The sequence below is a fragment of the Streptomyces lunalinharesii genome (genome assembly GCF_039532155.1).
Taxonomy (GTDB): domain Bacteria; phylum Actinomycetota; class Actinomycetes; order Streptomycetales; family Streptomycetaceae; genus Streptomyces; species Streptomyces lunalinharesii.
The window spans coordinates 50,737-70,455 of the sequence record NZ_BAAARK010000013.1 but is presented as its reverse complement, the minus strand read 5'-3'; the positions used below and the strand labels follow the sequence as shown (position 1 = coordinate 70,455).

Below are 19,719 nucleotides of genomic sequence, written 5' to 3'. Positions count from 1 at the left end.
GCGGCCCGCGCTGTCGCGATTTCGCTCCGACTACGGCTTGAACGCGTACAACCCTCCACCGTAGTGACGCACCTCACGCACCTCCACAATCCGAAATGCCGCTTTCGCTATGTGGGTGGTGGGTGGTGGGGCTTTCCAGTAGGCCCGGCGCTCCCTTACGTTCCCGCACACAACTTCTTCAGAGAATTTTCATCTTGTGAGCGGGGGGTGGGGCGATCGTGTCGTCTGTTGGGGTGGGACGAAGACGTACGTACCAGTGGTTGTCGGTCGGTGCGGCCGGCTGGTTGACGGCCGGGCTGCTCTCCGGGCCGGCGGCCCCCGCCGCGCACGCCGTACCCACGGCCCGTGCGACGCAGCCCGCCGCGCCCGCCGACGCGTCCCAGGCGCCCACCGAGGACGCCGCGCTCGAACAGGCCAGGCGCACCGGCAAGGAGGTCGAAGTCGCGGCGCTGCGCGGGGAGTCGGTGGACGTCGTCGCCACCCCCGAGGGCAAGCTCCAGGCCCGCCAGTACCTCCGCCCCGTGCGTACCCGGATCGACGGTCGCTGGCAGGACGTCGACACGGACCTGGCCCGGCAGTCCGACGGGACGCTCGCACCGAAGGCCACCTCCGTCGGGTTGGCCTTCTCGGGCGGCGGCGACGGCCCCCTGGTGCGGATGCGCCGCGCGGGACGCGAACTGGCCCTCTCCTGGCCGGGGAAGCTGCCGACGCCGGTGACGGACGGCGCGTCGGCCACCTATCCGGACGTGCTGCCGGACGTGGACCTGCGGATGGGCGCGCAGGCGGACGGCTTCACCCAGCTGCTCGTCGTCAAGTCGGCGCAGGCGGCGTCCAGTCCGGAACTGGCACAGCTCAAGCTGAAGCTGGCGACCGAGGGGATGGACGTCAAGAAGACCGCGGCCGGGGGACTGTCCGCGGTCGAGCCCGGCACGGACGCGACGGTGTTCGAGGCGCCGACCCCCGTGATGTGGGATTCCAGCCCGGGCACCGGTGCCCCCGCCCCGGGCCCGGCCAAGTCCGCGCGGACCAGCCCGTCCGCCGCCGCCCCCGCAGCGGGGGACGGGGCGGCGAACGGCGAGCCGTCCGCCGGCGAGTCGGGCAGGCTCGCGCCGGTGGGGGTGGCGGTCCCGGCCGGGAAGGGCCAGGTCGTCCTCACGCCCGACGCCGACGTCCTCAAGGGCAAGGACACCGTCTACCCGGTCTTCATCGACCCGCAGTGGTCCACCCCCCGCGCGACGTCCTGGACGATGGCGACCAAGTACTGGGCCTCGTCCCCGCAGTGGAAGTTCAACGGCAACCCGGACGCCGGGCTCGGCTACTGCAACTGGAACTACTGCAGCCCCAACGACACCAAGCGGCTCTTCTACCAGCTCCCGACCTCCGCCTTCGCCGGAAAGTCGATCCTGAAGGCCGAGTTCGTGGTCCGCAACACCTGGTCCGCGTCGTGCAGCGCCCGGTCGGTCGAACTGTGGCGCACCAAGCCCATCGACACCTCGACCACGTGGAACTCGCAGAACGCCGCCGGTTTCTGGCAGAAGCACCTGCGCTCCGCCTCGTTCGCGTACGGCTACGAGGGTTGCGCGGCCAAGGACGCCGAGTTCGACGTGCAGGCCGCGGTGCAGGAGGCCGCCGACAACGGATGGCCCACGCTCACCTTCGGCCTGCGTGCCGCGGACGAGAGTGACGGCTACGGCTGGAAGCGGTTCTCCGACAAGGGGTTCCTGCGGGTGACCTACAACCGCCCGCCGCCCCAGGTCAAACCGTCCCAGCTGGTGATGGAGTACGGCGGCACCTGCCACCCGTCGGCCTCGCCGGCACGCATCCGGACCCGCGGCCTGCTCTACGCCAACAACATCACCGACCCGGACCGGGACGACGTCCGGGTGCAGTTCCAGGCCAGCTGGGACGCCGGCGACGGCAAGGGCGTCGCCCCCCACTGGCAACCGGCGCTGACCACGGCGAAGAAGTCCGGATCGGGCTTCTCCCTCGCCCTGCCCACCTCGATCCCGACGAACAAGACCGTCAGCTGGGCGGTCCGCGTCTCCGACGGCGCGCAGTACTCGCCGTGGTCGTTCACCGGAGCGGCGGAAGCCTGCTACTTCGTCTACGACACCTCCGTACCGGCCGCGCCGACCCTCACCTCCGGCGCCTATCCGGCCTCCGACCCGGAGAACCCCGACGACCCCTGGTACGACGGCGTGGGCCAGTACGGCACCTTCGTCCTGAAGTCCGCGTCCACCGACGTCACCCGCTACCGCTACGGCCTCAACAACGACCCCACCGCGCGCGACGAGGTCGCCACCTCCGCCGGGGCCGCGAAGTCCGTGAACGTCCTGCCGGGCAAGCCCGGCGTCAACTTCGTCACCGCGCAGGCCTTCGACGCGGCCGGCAACGGAAGCGAGGTCCGCACGTACCAGTACCGCGTCAAGGCGGGCCAACCCGAGCGCGCCACCTGGCAGTTCGACGACGCCGCCGGTGCCACGGAAGCCAAACCCACCACGCCGGCGCGGACCGCCGCCCTGCACGGCGGCGCCACACCGGGCACGGAAGGGGCGATGGGGTCCGCGCTGACCTTCAACGGCACCGACGGCTACGCGGTCACCGACATCCCCGTCGTCGACACCTCCCGCAGCTTCACCGTCTCCACCTGGGCCAAGCCCACCGAGGTGCCCACCCATCCGGCGATCGTCGCCACCCAACCGGGCAACAGCCGCCCCGGCTTCGAGCTGTACTACTCCGCCGACCTCCAGCGGTGGGTCTTCAACCAGTACACCGCCGACAGCCCGGACGCCGCCATCGCCCGCGCCATGGCCCCCCAACCCGGCGGCGTCACCGCCGACCAGTGGACCCACCTGGTGGGCATGTACGACGGGGCCGCCAAGGTGCTGCGGCTCTACGTCAACGGCCAACTCGCCGGCCAGGTGGCCTACGCGACCGCGTGGAACGCCCGCCGCGGCCTCCAACTGGGCGCGGGCTCCTACGACGGCAAACCGGGGGCCTTCTTCCCCGGCGCCGTGGACGAGGTGGAGATCTTCGACCGGGCGCTGAGCGGTCCGGAGGTCACGCAGCTGTACGGCAAACAGCGGCTGCGCGGACCCGGCCGACCCGCCCGCGCGGTCTTCCCCCTCGACGAGGGCGCCGACGCCCAGCAGGTCACGGGCCACGGCGACGTGCTGCCCGCGGTCTTCCACGGCGGTGCCGGAACGGGCCCGGGCGGCGTGGCGGGCCGCGCCTTGACCCTGGACGGCAAGGACGACCACGCCTCGGCCGACGCCCCGCACCTGCCCACCGACCGTCCCTACGCGGTCACCGCCTGGGCCCGCATCACCGACACCACCCGCAACCAGACCGTCGTCGCCCAGGACGGCGGCTTCCTCAGCGCCTTCTACCTCTCCTACGAGGCCCCGACCGGCCTCTGGAGCGTGCGCCTGGCCACCAAGGACGCCACCGACGGCAGCCTCACCGCACAGCGGGTCGCGTCCAAGCAGAAGGCGGCCGTGGGCGCGTGGACGCACCTGGCCGCCGTCCTCGACACGGTGCAGGGGACCGTCAGCCTGTACGTCAACGGAACCCTGCAAGGATCCGCCGCCGCACCCCAGACCTGGCCGGCGGACGGGGCGTTGCAGATCGGGCGTGCGCTGTACCGGGGGGCCTACGTCGACTACCTCGCCGGGCAGATCGACGACGTGCGGCTCTTCGACCGGCCGGTGGCGGAGGGGGAGGTGCACCAGCTCATGGAGCGGCGTCCGGTGCTCACCAGCCGTTGGCAATTCGACCAGGCCGACGCCCCCGGCACCAACTCCGTTCCGGGCGGTCCGGCCATGACGTTGGGAACCGGAGCCAAGCAGGTGCCTGGCGGTGGCTTCATGGGGGAGGGGGGCCTGGTCCTCACCGGTGCGGATCAGGACTACGCCTCCAGTGCGGTTCCCATCGACACCAGCACCAGCTTCACTGTGACGGCCTGGGTCCAGGCCGCCGCCGTGCCTTCCCGCCCGGCCGCACTGATCAGCGCGGAGGGCACCAACGTCAGCAGCTTCGGTGCAGGCTTCGATCCCTACCCCAACGGCTGGGCCGGCGAAGGCCTGTGGGAGGTGGCCGCACCCAGGTCGGACGCAGCAGGCAGTGGAATCGACCGTGCCCTGAACGCCCAGAACTTCAACAGCGTGACGGACTGGAACCATGTCGCGGTCGTCTACGACGGGTTCGCCAAACAGGCACGCATCTACGTCAACGGGCAACTCGGCGAGGTCTCCTGCCTCGACGCCGATGGCGATGGGCAACCCGATGAAGCGCCATGCACGGAGGCGGTTCCCTGGGCCGAGAACGTCATCTCTTTCCAAGCCGTGAAGTCCTTGCAGCTCGGACGAGCCAAGGGCGCCAACTCCTTCGGCGACTACTGGCCCGGCGCCATCGACGACGTCTGGACGTTCCAGGGAGCGCTGAGCGAAGAGCAGGTCGCCAGCCTTGCCGGTTCGTGGAGTGGCCTTCCGACCGAGGTGCCCGACGTGCCGGACCGAGTCTGACGCGCCGCGGTGTGCGGGGCCGGCGCTCCGCACACCGCACCCGATCTGCATTGTCCTTCAACGCCATGACCCGGGCACTCGTATGCCCGGACGGTGACCAGGGGTGGGAACGAACATGAACGGAAAGCTCTTCTTCCGCCGCAGACGCCTGCGGCGTCGACTCGCCGTGGGACTCGCCGCGGCGCTGACCGGCTCGCTGCTGACGGCACTGTCCCCGGCGGCGCAGCCGGAGGCCGCCGGAGCGTCTGCCGGCCGCCCGGATCCGGGCAGGCCCGTCCCGGGAGCCGACGGCCTGCGGGTCAAGCCCCGCAAGCTCTCCACGGGACCCAGGACCCCGCAGGAGCGGCCCAGGAGCGCCTGGCCCAAGCCCGGCACCACGACCCTGCACGTCTCGGGGCCGGACAAGGCCACGCCACCGAAGGAGTCGGCCGGCGGTGGCGCGGCCCTCCCGCTGACGCTCACCCCCGCCCCCCAGCGGCCAGCGGCCAAAGCCAAGGGCAGCGCGAGAGCCGCCGCCGCGGCCCCTGACACCGTCGACGTCCGCGTGCTGGAGCAGTCGACGGCCCGCCAGGCAGGCGTCGACGGCATGCTGTTCACCCTGCAACCCGCGGGGAAGTCCGCCGCGGCGCCTGCCCGGCCCGCTCCCGTCCAGGCGAAGCTCGACTACACCGCCTTCGCCGGCGCGTTCGGCGGTGGCTACGCCTCCCGCCTGCGCCTGGTGGAGCTCCCGGCCTGCGCGGCGACCACCCCGCAGAAGCCGGCCTGCCGCACGTCCACCCCGCTGCCGACGCAGAACGACACCGAGCAGCACAGCCTCACCGCCACCTCGGTCCCGATGCGGTCCGGGGCCCCCACCGTCCTCGCCGCCGTCGGCGACGACAAGGGCGTCAAGGGCGACTACAAGGCCACCAGCCTCGCCCCCTCCGCGACGTGGAACACCAGCCTCAACACCGGTGACTTCCACTGGTCCTACGACATGCCGGTCCCCGAAGTCCCCGGTGGCCTCAAGCCCAAGGTGGGCCTGTCGTACTCCTCCGGCGCCATCGACGGCCGTACCGGAGGCACCAACAACCAGGGCTCCTGGGCCGGGGACGGCTTCGAGATGTGGCCCGGCTTCATCGAGCGCCGCTACAAGCCCTGCTCCGACGATGGCGAGAAGCACGCCGACGGCAACAAGCCGGGCGACCTGTGCTGGGCCTACGACAACGCGTTCCTCTCGTTCAACGGCCGCGCCGGCGAACTGGTCCCCGCGGGCAAGGACCAGTGGAAGCTCCAGGCCGACGACGGAACCCGCATCAAGCGCCTGACCTCGGCCGACCGTGACAACGGCGACAACGACAACGAGTACTGGGAGCTGACCGACCCCACCGGCACCCGCTACTACTTCGGCTACCACAAGCTCCCCGGCTGGGCCACCGGCAAGGAGACCACCGACGCCACCTGGACCGCCCCGGTCTTCGGCAACAACAGCGGCGAGCCCTGCAACAAGTCCAACTTCAAGGACTCCTGGTGCCAGCAGGCCTGGCGCTGGAACCTTGACTACGTCGTCGACCCGCACGGCAGCGCGATCGCCTACTACTACGACAAGGAGACCAACACCTACGGCCGCGACCTCGACAAGGACAGCGGCACCCCCTACACCCGCGGCGGCTCCCTCAAGCGCATCGAGTACGGCCGCTCCGCCGGCGACCTGTACACGGGCAAACCACTCGCCCAGGTCACCTTCACCAGCGCCGAACGCTGCCTGCCCGAGACCGGCGTCACCTGCGCCGCGGACACCATCGACGCCAAGAGCTTCTACTGGTACGACACCCCCTGGGACCTCAACTGCAAGGCCGGCACCGCCTGCGACCAGGGCCGGTTCTCGCCCACCTTCTGGACCCGCAAGCGCCTGACCGGCGTGAGCACCGAGGTCCTCAAGGACGGCGTCCTCACTCCCGTCGACTCCTGGGCGCTGACCCACCGTTGGGGCAAGGCAGACGTCGACTACCAGCTGGAACTGGACTCCGTCCAGCACACCGGTCGCACCGCCACCACCCCGATCGCCCTGCCGAAGACCACCTTCGCCTACACCCAGCTCGCCAACCGCCTGGACAAGACCGGCGACGGCTACGCCCCCTACGTCAAGGACCGCCTCTCCAACGTCGCCGACGAATACGGCGGCCAGATCAGCGTCAACTACTCCGAACCCGCCTGTTCCTTCGCCGGCCTGCCCACCCCCGAGTCCAACACCACGCGCTGCTTCCCGCAGTTCATCGGCGGCAGTGCCAGCGACGACATGGAGCAGTCCTGGTTCAACAAGTACGTCGTCACCTCCGTCACCACCACCGACCGCACGGGCGGAGCGCCCGACCAGGTCACCCGCTACGGCTACCTCGGCGACGCCGCCTGGCACTACGACGATGACGACGGCCTGACCAAGGAGAAGTTCAAGACCTGGTCCCAGTGGCGCGGCTACGGACAGGTCCGCGTCCAGACGGGCGGCCAGGGCACCGCGGCCGACGCCATGAAGACGCAGGAGGACAGCTACTTCCTGCGCGGCATGGACGGCGACCGCAAGAGCGCGGGCGGCGGCACCAAGGCCGTCAGCGTCACCCTGCCCGACGGCGAGGGCGAGCCGCTGACCGACGACGCCTCCGCGACCGGGTTCGGGTACAAGACCGTCACCTACTCCGCGCCCGGCGGCAAGGTCCTGGCCAAGACCGTCAGCCGGCCCTGGCACCACGAGACGGCCAAGAAGGTCCGCGACTGGGGCACCGTCACCGCCAACTTCACCGGCACCGCGAGCGCCCGCGCCTTCACCTCCCTCGACGACGGCGCCGGCGCCAAGTGGCGCACCACCACGACCGCGTCCACCTACGACCCCGAGACCGGCCGGGTCACCGAGGTCAGTGACCGGGGCGACGACGCCACCACCGACGACGACCGCTGCACCCGCACCACCTACGCCACCAACACCGACAGCAACATCCTCACGCTGCCCGCCCGCGTCGAGACCGTCGCCACCGAATGCGGCACCAGCCCCGACCGCGCGAAGGACGTCCTCTCCGACGTCCGCACCGCCTACGACTCCGGCGCCTACGGGGCGGCCCCCACCAAGGGCGACCCCACCGCCGTCGCCACCCTCAAGAGCCACGACGGCACCACCGCCACCTACCTCGAATCAACGACCGCCTACGACGACTACGGCCGCCCGCAGAAGACCACCGACCTCACGGCCGACGTCACCGCCATCGGCACCAGCGCCCCCACCCGCACCCCCCGCACCGACGGCCGCACCACAACCACCACCTACACCCCGGCCACCGGCTTCCCCACCCAAACCGTCACCACGACACCCCCTGCCAACCCCCAGGACCCCACCACCGCCCAGACCACCACCACCGAACTCACCCCCCTGCGCGGCCTGCCCACCGCCACCGTCGACACCAACGGCAAACGCACCGTCATGGCGTTCGACGCCCTCGGCCGTTCGACCAAGGTGAGCCTGCCCGACCGCAGCACCGCGTCCCTCCCGACCTACCAGTTCGACTACTCCGTCGAAGAGGGCAAGCCGACCGCCGTCGCCACCCGCACCCTCAACACCACCGGCACCAGCCAGCTCGTCTCCTACACCCTGTACGACGGCTACCTGCGCACCCGCCAGACCCAGGCCCCCGGCCCCGACGGCGGACGGCTGATCAGCGACACCTTCTACGACGAACGCGGCCTGGCCACCAAGGCGTTCGCGCCGTACTACAGCACCGGCGCCCCGGCCCGCGACGTCTTCAAGCCCGCCGACGCGCTGGGCGTGGAGTCCCAGACCTGGCAGACCTACGACGGCCTCGGCCGCGAGACCGAGTCCCGCGAGGTCGCCGGCAACGGCGAGGGCGGCAAGGTCCTCGCCGTCACCCGCACCACCTACGGCGGCGACCGCACCACCGTCATCCCGCCCGAGGGCGGCACCGCCACCACGACCGTCATCGACGCCCGCGGCCAGACCACCCAACTCCTCCAACACCGCACCCGCGACGCAGGCGCCCCGGCCGACACCACCCGCTACGCCTACACCCCCGCAGGCAAGCTCGCCGACGTCACCGACCCGGCCGGCAATCACTGGAGCTACGCCTACGACCAGCGCGGCAACCAGATCCAGGCCAACGACCCCGACAAGGGCGTCACGAAGAGCACCTACGACGACCGCAGCCAACCGACCACCACCGAGGACGCCAACGGCGCCGCCCTGGCCTCCGTCTACGACGGCCTCGGCCGCAAGGTCGCACTCCACGACAGGACCGCCGACGGCCCCCTCCGCGCCGCGTGGGTCTACGACACCGTCGCCAAGTCCAAGGGCCAACTCGCCGAGTCCACCCGCTACGTCGACGGCAAGCCCTACACCACCAAGACCACCCAGTACGACACCCTCTACCGGCCGCAGCGCGTCTCCGTCGTCGTCCCCGACTCCGAGGGCAAGCTCGCCGGCACCTACGAGGCCACCACGGCCTACTACACGAACGGCCTGCCCAAGGCCCGCAGCATGTCCCAGGTGGGCACCATCCTCGGCAAGGGCTGGAACTACTCCTACGCCAACGACACCCTGCGACTGACGTCCGTCTTCGGCATCGGCATCCGTTCCGACGCCACCTACAACCTGGTCGGGCAACCCCTCACCTACCGGATCGGCACCAGCACCGGCAAACCCACCCAGGTCACCAACACCTACGAGTGGGGCACCCGCCGTCTGTCCAACTCCCGCGTCGACCGCCAGGACATCAACGGCGTCGACAAGTCCGCCACCTACGCCTACGACCCCGCCGGCAACATCACGTCCCTCTCGGACGTCTCCCGCTCCGGCATCGACACCCAGTGCTTCGCCTACGACCACCTGCGTCGCCTCACCGAAGCCTGGACCCAGTCCGACAAGACCTGCGCCACCGCCCCCGCCGGCAACCTCGTCGCCGGCCCCGCCCCGTACTGGCAGTCCTACCGCTACGACCTCGCCGGCAACCGCACCGCCCGCACCGAGCACGACCCCACCGGCGACGCCGCCAAGGACACCAAGAGCACCTACACCTACCCCAAGCCCGGCACCCCCCAGCCCCACACCCTGACCTCGGTCGACACCACCGCCCCCACCGGCACCAGCACCTCCGCCTACACCTACGACCCCACCGGAAACACCACCACCCGCACCCTGCACGGCGACAAGCAGACCCTCACCTGGGACCCCGAAGGCCACCTCACCAAGGTCACCGAACCCGCCGGCGACAAGGGCACCAAAACCACCGCCTACCTCTACGACGCCGACGGCAACCGCCTCATCACCCGCACCGACACCAAGACCACCCTCACCCTCGGCGACCACACCGAAGTCACCCTCGACAAGGGCTCCGACACCCCCAAGGGCACCCGCTACATCCCCCTCGGCGGCGGCAACCAGGCCGTCCTGACCGACGACGGCACCTACACCGTCACCCTCGCCGACCACCAGGGCACCGGCCAACTCGCCGTCAACACCACCAACGACGCCCTCACCCAACGCCGCACCCTCCCCTTCGGCGGCCCCCGCGGCCTCCAACCCGACACCTGGCCCGGCACCAAGGGCTTCGTCGGCGGCACCAACGACACCACCGACACCGGCCTCACCCACCTCGGCGCCCGCGAATACGACCCGGAAACGGGCCGCTTCCTGTCGGTCGACCCGCTCATGGACCTGGCGGACCCCCAACAGTTCAACGGCTACACCTACAGCAACAACAACCCCGCCACCTTCAGCGACCCCAGCGGCCAGATGTTCGCCGGCGACGACGGCCGCGGCTACGGCGTCGTCCAGAACAAGGACGGCGGCCAGCGTCTCTCCGGCTCCAAGAACTGGAATCCAGGGCCGGGATCCTGCATCCTTCCGAAATGCCATGCCCCCAACAATGGCCCGACTCACCTCACGATCTATCCGGGAGTTGAGGCCCCTCTCAGTTGGGATAAAGCCTTCGAGCTCGAGCGGCGTTTTATCGACGTCACTCATGAATTCGGGTTTTGGGGTAACCCGCGCTTCGAGGACGGTCCGATGGCCGGCGTGCAAATCATGCATGTCCTGAGTGAAGCCTGTTACCGGATCGAGGGTGGCTGCCCTGAAGAGGTCTATAGTTTCGAGAAGCTCCTTTCTGCTGCAGCAGTGGCCACATTGACCGAGGGTGCCATCCCTCGCAAGCTGCCTGGACGCCTCCCCGCAAAGTCAGGGTTCTGTCACAGCTTCTTGCCTGATACCGAAGTTGCCCTCGCCAACGGCAAGCGGAAACGCATCGAGGAAATCAAAACCGGCGACAGGGTCATAGCCACTGACCCTGAAACCGGCAAGACGAGCGCTCGCCCTGTAGTCGCCACCATTGTCACCAAGGACGACAAACACTTCACCGACCTGACGGTCAAAACCCCATCCGGTGACTCCAGCATCATCGCCACCGACACCCACCCCTTCTGGTCCGCCGACAAGAAGAAGTGGATCAACGCCGGCGATCTCCGTCCGGGTACGGAACTCCGCACCCCCCAGGGGGAAATGATCCAGGTCACCGCGGTTCGCCACTTCCACAAGCAGCAGCAGACCAACGACCTGACTATCTCAGGTACTCACACGTACTATGTGTTGGCGGGCGATACGCCGGTGCTCGTTCACAACAGCAACTGTGGTCCTGGGTTGTCCATCAATGAGGGGCAGTTCGGAAAGAAGTGGGGTAAGCATGCTCAGGACTATGGCCTCAACCCCGGTGATGCCTCTTCCCGTCAGTGGTTCCGTGACAAAATCACCGAGGTCCGCGGGTCGCATGACGAGGTCCGACGAGGTCCGTGGAATCCCGCGAATGGAGGTGGAGAAGATTATTTCTTCTACCGTAGAGGGAGCGATCTCCTCGTGACGAAGGGTGACGGTCAGTTCGTCACCATGTTCCCCATGGAGAAGCCAAATGTCTGGTTCCAGCAAGCAACTCCCTACTCGTGAGGATGCAAGAAATGGCCGAGCGGGAAGTGGCGAATTTGCGAGCGGGGCAACGCGTGCGAGCTGCGCTTGGTGTCAAGTACGTCGCAGGCGACTCTCAGGATTCTGCATCGGTCGAGGCCGTGGAATTCCTGACTGGCGGAGACTCCTCCATTCTCTTGTCTTGCGACACGGACTGGACGCTCAAGGTCGCTGAAGGTAGGTGGCCGGCGCTGCCCGCATGGTGTTGGCCAGTTGATTCATGGGCTTTCGTGGACATGGGTGATATCGGCAGTCCTGGTCTCGATCTAGTAATTTCGACATCAGAAATCCTTAATTCAGTAGGTGAGGTTTGCGGTGTCGTGCTGGAGTTCCCTGTGGCGTGGGTGACCATCCGATCAGGCGAAGCGCTGACATGGGATATTGCCCGTAAGGCAAACTGATGGCGTAGGCAAAATCGAACCGCCGCCAGGACGTCCTGGCGGCGGTTCGATTTTGCCTACGCTGTTGACCGTCTTGGTGGTCTCCGGGCTGCCGAGTGCGCGGGCGTCGCTGGGCTGTCCAGTGCAGTGCCGGAGGGCGTCGATGGCGCCGGGCGACATGGTTGTGGCGCCTCCGCGGATCTTTCCGCCTCGGCCTCACCCCTCCCTATACCGCAAATACCTCCCCCGAACCCCCCGAAACCCCCTCAGCCCCTCCTCCCAAGACCCGGCGATCTCGTCCACCCCTGCCCCCGCGTCGATCATCTTGCGGACCGTGTCCGTGCCCGTCAGGTGGTCGAAGTGGGCGGTGCGCCAGGTGAAGTCGGGCCAGAGGTGGCGGGCGGTGGTCAGGAGGGCGATGCCGGTGCGGACCGGGTCGAAGGTGGTGCGGTCGTGGACGTGGAGTTGGAGGCCGCCGATGGTCTTGCCCTGGAACTTGGAGAAGGTGGGGGCGAAGTACGCCTCGCGGAAGTGGACGCCGGGCAGGGCCAGTTCGGTGACGGCCTCGGCCCAGTGGCGGTCCAGGCCGTCCGCGCCGAGGAGTTCGAAGGGGCGGGTGGTGCCGCGGCCCTCGGAGAGGTTGGTGCCCTCGAAGAGGCAGGTGCCGGCGTAGGCGAGGGCGGTGTCGACGGTCGGCATGTTGGGGCTCGGCGGCACCCACGGCAGGCCGGTCGCGTCGTAGAAGTCGCTGCGGTGCCAGCCGGTCATCGTGACGGTGTCCAGTGCCACCGGCCGCCCGGCCGCCGCGGGCACGAACTCGCCGTTGAAGAGCAGGGCCAGTTCCACCACCGTCATCCCGTGCGCCTGGGCGATCGGTTCGCGGCCGACGAAGGAGGCGTAGCGGCGGTCCAGGACGGGGCCGGTCGCCCTCCGGCCGGTCAGCGGGTTGGGGCGGTCCAGCACCACGAACCGCTTGCCGGCCAGTACGGCCGCGACCATGCAGTCGTAGAGCGTCCAGATGTAGGTGTAGAAGCGGGCGCCGACGTCCTGGATGTCGAAGACGACGGTGTCCACGCCGGAGGCGGTGAAGACGTCGGCGAGTTCGCGGCCGCTCTTGTCGTAGGTGTCGTAGACGGGGAGGCCGGTGGCGGGGTCGTCGTAGCGGCCTTCGGAGCCGCCGGCCTGGGCGGTGCCGCGGAAGCCGTGCTCGGGGCCGAAGACGGCGGCGAGGCGGACCCGGGGGTCGGCGTGCATCACGTCCACGACGTGCCGCACGTCGTGGGTGACGCCGGTGGGGTTGGTGACGATGCCGACCCGGTGGCCGTCCAGGAGGCGGTAGCCGTCGGCGGCCAGGCGGTCGAAGCCGGTGCGCACCCGCCGCCGGCCGTCGCGCGGGGCCGCCTGGGCCGCGCCCGGTCCCGCGGTGACCGCCGCCGCGGCCGCCCCCGTCGCCGCCAGGTGCCCCAGCAGAACGCGTCTCGACAGAGCCATGCGCACACCTCCGTGAACAGTGGTGGACCCGATGTGTGTCGTGGGCACGCTAATGCTCCGCGGCCCGCTGCGGAACGTGCCCGGCCGTGGCGGGAAACAGAGCCTTCCGCTGGGACATACCGACTGGTTAGTCTGCCCCTGCCGGCATCCGGCGAACGGGTGGGCCGGGGCGACGACCGAGGGAGACGCAGCGTGGCAGCCGTACGGGACAAGGCCGTGGTCGTGACCGGAGCGGGCGGGGGGATCGGCGCCGCACTGGCCCGCCGGTTCGCCGCCGAGGGAGCCCGGGTCGTGGTCAACGACCTGGACGAGGCCAAGGCCCGCAAGATGGCCGAGGAGATCGGGGCGGTCGCGGTCCCCGGCGACGCGTCCGGCATCGTCGGCCCGGCCCGCGAGGCGCTCGGCTCCGCCATCGACGTCTTCTGCGCCAACGCCGGGGTCGGCACCGGCGGCGGACCCGAGGCCCCCGAGGACGACTGGGCGCTGGCCTGGGACGTCAACGTGATGGCCCACGTGCGGGCGGCCCGCGAGCTGCTGCCGGAGTGGCTGGCGCGCGGCAGCGGCCGGTTCGTCTCCACGGTGTCCGCCGCCGGCCTGCTCACCATGGTCGCCGCGGCCCCCTACAGCGTCACCAAGCACGGTGCGTACGCCTTCGCCGAGTGGCTGTCGCTGACCTATCGCCACCGCGGCATCGACGTGCACGCCATCTGCCCGCAGGGCGTGCGCACCGACATGCTGGCCGCCACCGGGGTCGCCGGCGACCTCGTCCTGACCCCGACCGCCATCGAACCGGACGCCGTCGCCGACGCGCTCTTCACCGCCATGGACGAGCGCCGCTTCCTGGTCCTGCCGCACCCGGAGGTCGCCGACTACGTCACCGCCCGGGCCGCCGACCCGGACCGCTGGCTGACCGGCATGAACCACCTCCAGCAGAAGTTGGAGGCGCGCGAGGGGGAGACCCGGTGACCACCTACCAGGACAAGCCGTGGCTGGCCCTCCTCACCGCCGCCCAACGCGGCCCCGTCCAGCCGCCGCCCTCCCCGCTGCACGCCTTCCGCACCGCGGTCCGCCGCGCCCCCGACCGCACCGCGCTCGCCTACTTCGACGGCCGGCTCTCCTACGCCGAGGCCGATGCGCTCTCCGACGGCCTCGCCGGCCACCTGGCGGCCCGTGGCTTCGGGCCCGGCGACCGGGCCGTGGTCATGCTCCAGAACACCCCGCACTTCGTGCTCGCGGTGCTCGCGGTCTGGAAGGCCGGCGGCGTGGTCGTCCCGGTCAATCCCATGTACAAGGCGGCGGAGACTCGGCACATCCTGGACGACGCCGAGGTGCGTGCCGTCCTGTGTGCGGACCGCACCTGGGCGGACCACCTGCGCGCCACCACCGCCGCGACGCCCTCGGTCCGCATCGCGCTGACCGCCGACGAACGCGGCCTTCAAGGCCGCCACGACCCCCGCGTGCTGCGCGGCGCACCCGCCGGCCCCCAGGACGGCGCGGACGACCTGCTCACCGCCGCCCGCACCGGTGGACCGGCGCCCGCCGTCCCGGAGCCGGCCGCCGCCGACACCGCGCTCATCAGTTACACCTCCGGCACCAGCGGCACCCCCAAGGGCGCCATCAACACCCACGGCAACATCAGCTACAACGCGGAACGGCAGCGCACCGGCCTCGGCCTCCCCGAGGGCGCCACCTACTTCGCCCTCGCCCCGCTCTTCCACATCACCGGCATGGTCTGCGAGTTCGCCGCCTGCCTCGCCACCGTCGGCACCCTGGCCCTGGCCTACCGCTTCGAGGCCGGCACCGTCCTGGACGCCTTCCTGGAGCACCGGCCGGCCTTCACCGTCGGCCCGTCCACCGCCTACATGGCGCTCATGGCCCACCCGGACGTCACCCCCGGGCACTTCGCCTCCTTCCACTGCATGAGCTCCGGCGGCGCACCGCTGCCGCCGGCCCTCGTCGAGAGGTTCCGCGCCGACTTCGGGCCCTACGTGCACAACGGCTACGGCCTGACCGAGTGCACCGCGCCCTGCGCCAGCGTCCCGCCCGGGCGCCAGGCCCCCGTCGACGAGGTCTCCGGCACGCTCGCGGTGGGCGTCCCGGGCCCGGACACCGTCGTGCGGATCGTCGACGACGCCGGCCGCGACCTGCCGTTCGGCGAGCAGGGCGAGATCGCGGTCCGCGGTCCGCAGGTCGTGCCCGGGTACTGGCGGCGGCCGGACGCCACCGCCGAGACCCTCCCGGACGGTGAACTGCGCACCGGCGACATCGGGTTCATGGACCGGGACGGCTGGCTCTACGTCGTCGACCGCAAGAAGGACATGATCAACGCGGCAGGTTTCAAGGTCTGGCCCCGCGAGGTCGAGGACGTCCTCTACACCCACCCCGCGGTGCGCGAGGCCGCCGTCGTCGGGGTGCCCGACCCGTACCGCGGGGAGACGGTCAAGGCGTACGTCAGTCTCCGTCCGGGCGCGTCGCCCGCCCCGGAGGAACTCGCCGCCTACTGCAGGGAACGACTCGCGGCCTACAAATACCCCCGCGTGGTGGAGGTCCTGCCGGAGCTGCCCAAGACCGCGAGTGGCAAGATCCTCCGACGGGAGCTGCGCCAGCGCGCATGACGGAACGCACGTAAGGAACAGGTGAGAGCGATGGCCAGCATCAAGGAAGGCGCCAGCGGCGGCGGCGCGGCGAAGCCCGTCGCGCAACGACTGCTGGCCACCGCCACCAGGCTCTTCGCGGAGCAGGGCTACGACCGCACCTCGGTCCAGGAGATCGTGGACGCGGCGGGCGTCACCAAGGGCGCCCTCTACCACTACTTCGGTTCCAAGGAGGACCTGCTCCACGAGGTCTACGGGCGGGTGCTGCGGCTCCAGCAGGAGCGGCTGGACCGGTTCGCGGACGCCGACGCGCCGGTGGAGCAGCGGCTGCGGGACGCCGCCGCCGACGTGGTGGTCACCACCATCGAGAACCTCGACGACACGAAGATCTTCTTCCGCTCGATGCACCACCTGAGCCCGGAGAAGGACAAGCAGGTACGGGCCGAACGGCGGCGCTACCACGAGCGGTTCCGGGCGCTGGTCGAAGAGGGCCAGCACACCGGGGTGTTCAGCGCGGACGTCCCCGCCGACCTGGTCGTCGACTACCACTTCGGTTCGGTGCACCACCTGGGCACCTGGTACCGCGAGGACGGGCCGCTGAGCCCCCAGCAGGTCGCCGACCACCTGGCCGGTCTCCTCCTGCGGGCCCTGCGGCCGTAACGGGCACGCCTTCGCCCGCGTAACGGGCACGGCCTCCTCCGCGGAATACCCCCGCCCCCACCCGGCGTTGTGGCCCCACAGGGGGCGCACCCGACCCCTACGGGGAGTGTTCGATCGCGCCCTACGGGTCCCAGCCTGACTGGCTACTACGTCCCGGTGGCGGCCGTGGGTGCCGTGGGTGCCGTGGGTGCGGTCGGGGTGTGGACATGTGTGGCGAGCCAGGAAAGCGCGTCAGAGAAGGCGCTGGCTGCCAACTGCCAGGTGTGGCCGCCTGGTTGGTAGTGCAGGCTGCAGGAGACGCCCTTTTTGCCGGCGGCGGCGCAGAGCTTCTGCGCGTCGGCCGTCTGACCGCCCATCCCATCGCCGGGGATGTCGCGTCCGCCAAAGCCCATGGGGCCCGAGCGGGACATGGTGCCGCCGTGCCTGTGCTGGCCTTGGTGTCCGCCCTGCCGACCGCCGGATCCGCCGTGACTGTTGTTGTTCGGGCCGCCCCATCTGCCCGGTCCGCCGGGCCCGCCGCTGGTGGAGTTGTCGAACCAGCCGGCGGTGTCGGTGTAGCGGGCGTGCGCTGCCAGCACGGTCAACGGGTCGAACTTCGCCCACGCTGCCTGGCTGCCCCCGTACAGATCCTTGATGGTCAGTTGCTTGGTGCCGACGATCGGACCCTCGTCGCCCGCGATGTCCTCGAAGCTGCTGAACAGCTCCGGGTGCATGACGGCGAGATCGACCGCGCAGGTGCCGCCCATGGAAAAGCCCACGACCCCCCAGTCAGCCGCGGCGGCCGAGGCGCCGAAGTGGGAAATGACGTAGGGCCGGACGTCTTTGGTGAGGTGGTCGGCGGCGTTGCCGCGCGGGCCGTTGACGCATTCCGTGTCGTTGTTGAAACTGCCCCCCGAGTCCGCGAACACCAGGATGGGGGCCTGTCCGTGGTGTGCCTTGGCGTAGGAGTCGATGGTGGCGATCGCACCACCGGTGCGGATCCAGTCGGCGGGCGTGTTGAACTCGCCCCCGATCATCATCAGCACCGGCAGCTGCGGATGGTGGGCCCCCTCAAACCAGGCAGGAGGCAGGTACACGTACTCCTCGCGGTGCGTGAAGTGGCTCGCGGTGTCCGGGATGTCCACTCCCACCACGCGACCGGTGGCCATCGTGTTCCCCTTGGTCTGCAACGCGCTCAGCTGCGAGGCGTCGACCTGGTCGGGCAGCGGTCCGGCGGTGATCTGCGACCACGCCTCCTGCACGGTCGGGAAGTACCCCACCCACTGGTTCAGCACCAGCCCCGTGCACAGCAGGCCCAGCGGGATCACCGGTACCGACAGCAGGCGCCGCCACCAGCGCGCGCCCCGCCAGCCCAACACCGCGACGGCCAGCGCCGCCGCAGTGATCCCGATCCACACCCACAGCGAGAACGGCGCCGGATCGGTGGCCAGCGCGTTGGTGTCCACGTACCACCACGCAAGCAGCGCGACGAGCAGCCCCACACCGGCGGAAACCGGTAGCCACAGCAATCTCCAGCGCCGGGTACGCCAGCCGACCACGACGACGAGCAGCGCCCCGGCGGTGATCTGGAGCGTCAGCGGCAACCAGCCGCCCAACAGTGATACGCCGGCATGCCAGGCAGGTGCGGGCGCGCTTCCATGCGATGGTGCAGAGAGGTACACAAGCAGCCAGCCTGCCTGTGTCCGACAAGCACCCACCATATTGACCGAATGAGGAACTGGTGAGAATTCCCTTTAAGTCGGGTGGCCGGGTCATGGCGCCATGACCCGGCCACCCGACTGGGCTCCCCGTCTTACGGGCCCTCGCCCCACAGGCAAGGCGCGCCCCGCCCGCAGCCCACCACCCCGTCCTACAGGTACCGCTTCAACTCGCGCCGTGCCAGCGAGCGTTGGTGCACCTCGTCGGGGCCGTCGGCCAGCCGCAGTGTCCGGGCGGCGGCCCACAGTTCGGCCAGGGGGAAGTCCTGGCTGACCCCGCCCGCGCCGTGCAGCTGCACCGCCTTGTCGAGGATGTCCACGACCGTGCGCGGGGTGGCGATCTTGATGGCCTGGATCTCGGTGTGCGCGCCCTTGTTGCCGACGGTGTCCATCAGCCATGCGGTCTTCAGCACCAGCAGCCGCAGCTGTTCCACCGCCACCCGGGCGTCCGCGATCCACTCCTGGACCACGCCCTGCTGCGCCAGCGGCTTGCCGAACGCGGTACGGGACGCCGCCCGCCGGCACATCAGCTCGATCGCCCGCTCCGCCATCCCGATCAGCCGCATGCAGTGGTGGATCCGGCCGGGCCCCAGCCGCGCCTGCGCGATGCCGAAGCCGCCGCCCTCCGTGCCGATGAGGTTGCCCACCGGCACCCGGACGTCGTCGAACACGACCTCCGCGTGCCCGCCGTGGTAGTGGTCCTCGTAGCCGTAGACCTGCATGGCGCGCTTGACGGTCAGGCCGGGGGTGTCCCGCGGCACCAGCACCATCGACTGCTGCCGGCGGAGGTCCGGGCCGTCCGGGTCGGTCTTGCCCATCACGATGAAGATCTGGCACAGCGGGTTCATGGCCCCGGAGATGTACCACTTGCGGCCGTTGATGACGTAGTCGTCGCCGTCCCGCTCGATGCGGGTCTCGATGTTGGTGGCGTCCGACGAGGCCACCTCCGGCTCGGTCATCGCGAACGCGGAGCGGATCTCGCCCGCCAACAACGGCTCCAGCCACCGCTTCTGCTGCGCGTCGTCGCCGAACTGCGCCAGCACCTCCATGTTGCCGGTGTCCGGCGCCGCGCAGTTCAGCGCGGTCGGCGCCAACTGCGGGCTGCGACCGGTGATCTCGGCCAGCGGCGCGTACTGGAGGTTGGTCAGCCCCGCGCCGTGCTCCGCGCCCGGCAGGCCGTGCTGGTCCACGAAGAACAGGTTCCACAGGCCCTGCCGGCGCGCCTCGGCCTTGAGGTCCTCCACCACCTGCGGGGTGTCCCACGGCGAGGCCAGCGCGGCCCGCTGCTCGTCCGCGACCCGCTCCGCCGGGTACACCCAGTCGGTCATGAACGCGTCGAGCCGGCCGCGCAGTTCCTCGGTGCGCGCGTCGAATGCGAAGTCCATC

Annotated in this window: 9 protein-coding genes; 6 read left to right on the top strand and 3 right to left on the bottom strand. The window is 70.3% G+C overall.

The window, feature by feature from the left end; genetic code table 11:
- Nucleotides 1-218: 218 nt before the first annotated feature.
- The 3 genes from ABD385_RS20850 (at nt 219) to ABD385_RS20840 (ending at nt 11,912) form a co-directional block, all read left to right on the top strand.
- Entirely contained in the window at nt 219-4,523 is a 4,305-nt protein-coding gene (locus tag ABD385_RS20850) for a LamG-like jellyroll fold domain-containing protein (RefSeq protein WP_344578278.1), read from the top strand.
- Nucleotides 4,524-4,638: 115 nt separating this feature from the next.
- A complete protein-coding gene (locus ABD385_RS20845) occupies nt 4,639-11,493 on the top strand; it encodes a polymorphic toxin-type HINT domain-containing protein (RefSeq protein ID WP_344578276.1) in 6,855 nt (2,284 codons plus the stop codon).
- Nucleotides 11,494-11,504: 11 nt separating this feature from the next.
- Nucleotides 11,505-11,912, top strand: a complete 408-nt coding sequence (locus ABD385_RS20840; protein WP_344578274.1) for a hypothetical protein — start codon at nt 11,505-11,507, stop codon at nt 11,910-11,912.
- Between the two features lie 195 nt (nt 11,913-12,107).
- Here the strand turns inward: ABD385_RS20840 and ABD385_RS20835 are convergent, their stop codons facing one another.
- On the bottom strand, nt 12,108-13,382 hold the full coding sequence (locus tag ABD385_RS20835; RefSeq protein ID WP_344578271.1) for an exo-beta-N-acetylmuramidase NamZ family protein: 1,275 nt from the start codon (nt 13,380-13,382) through the stop codon (nt 12,108-12,110).
- A gap of 192 nt (nt 13,383-13,574) precedes the next feature.
- Between ABD385_RS20835 and ABD385_RS20830 the strand changes: the two genes are divergently transcribed.
- Genes ABD385_RS20830 through ABD385_RS20820 form a run of 3 tightly spaced genes read left to right on the top strand, consistent with a single transcriptional unit; the run spans nt 13,575 to nt 16,636 of the window.
- Nucleotides 13,575-14,348, top strand: a complete 774-nt coding sequence (locus ABD385_RS20830) for an SDR family oxidoreductase (RefSeq protein WP_344578268.1) — start codon at nt 13,575-13,577, stop codon at nt 14,346-14,348.
- Nucleotides 14,345-15,997 (top strand): class I adenylate-forming enzyme family protein, encoded by a 1,653-nt coding sequence (locus ABD385_RS20825; RefSeq protein ID WP_344578266.1) that lies wholly within the window; start codon nt 14,345-14,347, stop codon nt 15,995-15,997. Before ABD385_RS20830 ends, ABD385_RS20825 begins: the two co-directional genes overlap by 4 nt.
- Nucleotides 15,998-16,027: 30 nt before the next feature.
- Nucleotides 16,028-16,636, top strand: a complete 609-nt coding sequence (locus ABD385_RS20820; RefSeq protein ID WP_344578264.1) for a TetR/AcrR family transcriptional regulator — start codon at nt 16,028-16,030, stop codon at nt 16,634-16,636.
- Nucleotides 16,637-16,782: 146 nt separating this feature from the next.
- Here the strand turns inward: ABD385_RS20820 and ABD385_RS20815 are convergent, their stop codons facing one another.
- Nucleotides 16,783-18,231, bottom strand: coding sequence for an alpha/beta hydrolase (locus ABD385_RS20815; protein ID WP_344578261.1), 1,449 nt, complete (start codon nt 18,229-18,231; stop codon nt 16,783-16,785).
- A gap of 254 nt (nt 18,232-18,485) precedes the next feature.
- On the bottom strand, nt 18,486-19,718 hold the full coding sequence (locus ABD385_RS20810) for an acyl-CoA dehydrogenase family protein (RefSeq protein WP_344578258.1): 1,233 nt from the start codon (nt 19,716-19,718) through the stop codon (nt 18,486-18,488).
- Between the last annotated feature and the right edge of the window lies 1 nt (nt 19,719).

Coding starts and splice junctions, on each gene's coding strand:
- ABD385_RS20835 (WP_344578271.1), bottom strand. CDS start 13,382: ATGGCTCTGTCGAGACGCGTTCTGCTGGGGCACCTGGCGGCGACGGGG.
- ABD385_RS20820 (WP_344578264.1), top strand. CDS start 16,028: ATGGCCAGCATCAAGGAAGGCGCCAGCGGCGGCGGCGCGGCGAAGCCC.
- ABD385_RS20840 (WP_344578274.1), top strand. CDS start 11,505: ATGGCCGAGCGGGAAGTGGCGAATTTGCGAGCGGGGCAACGCGTGCGA.
- ABD385_RS20810 (WP_344578258.1), bottom strand. CDS start 19,718: ATGGACTTCGCATTCGACGCGCGCACCGAGGAACTGCGCGGCCGGCTC.
- ABD385_RS20845 (WP_344578276.1), top strand. CDS start 4,639: ATGAACGGAAAGCTCTTCTTCCGCCGCAGACGCCTGCGGCGTCGACTC.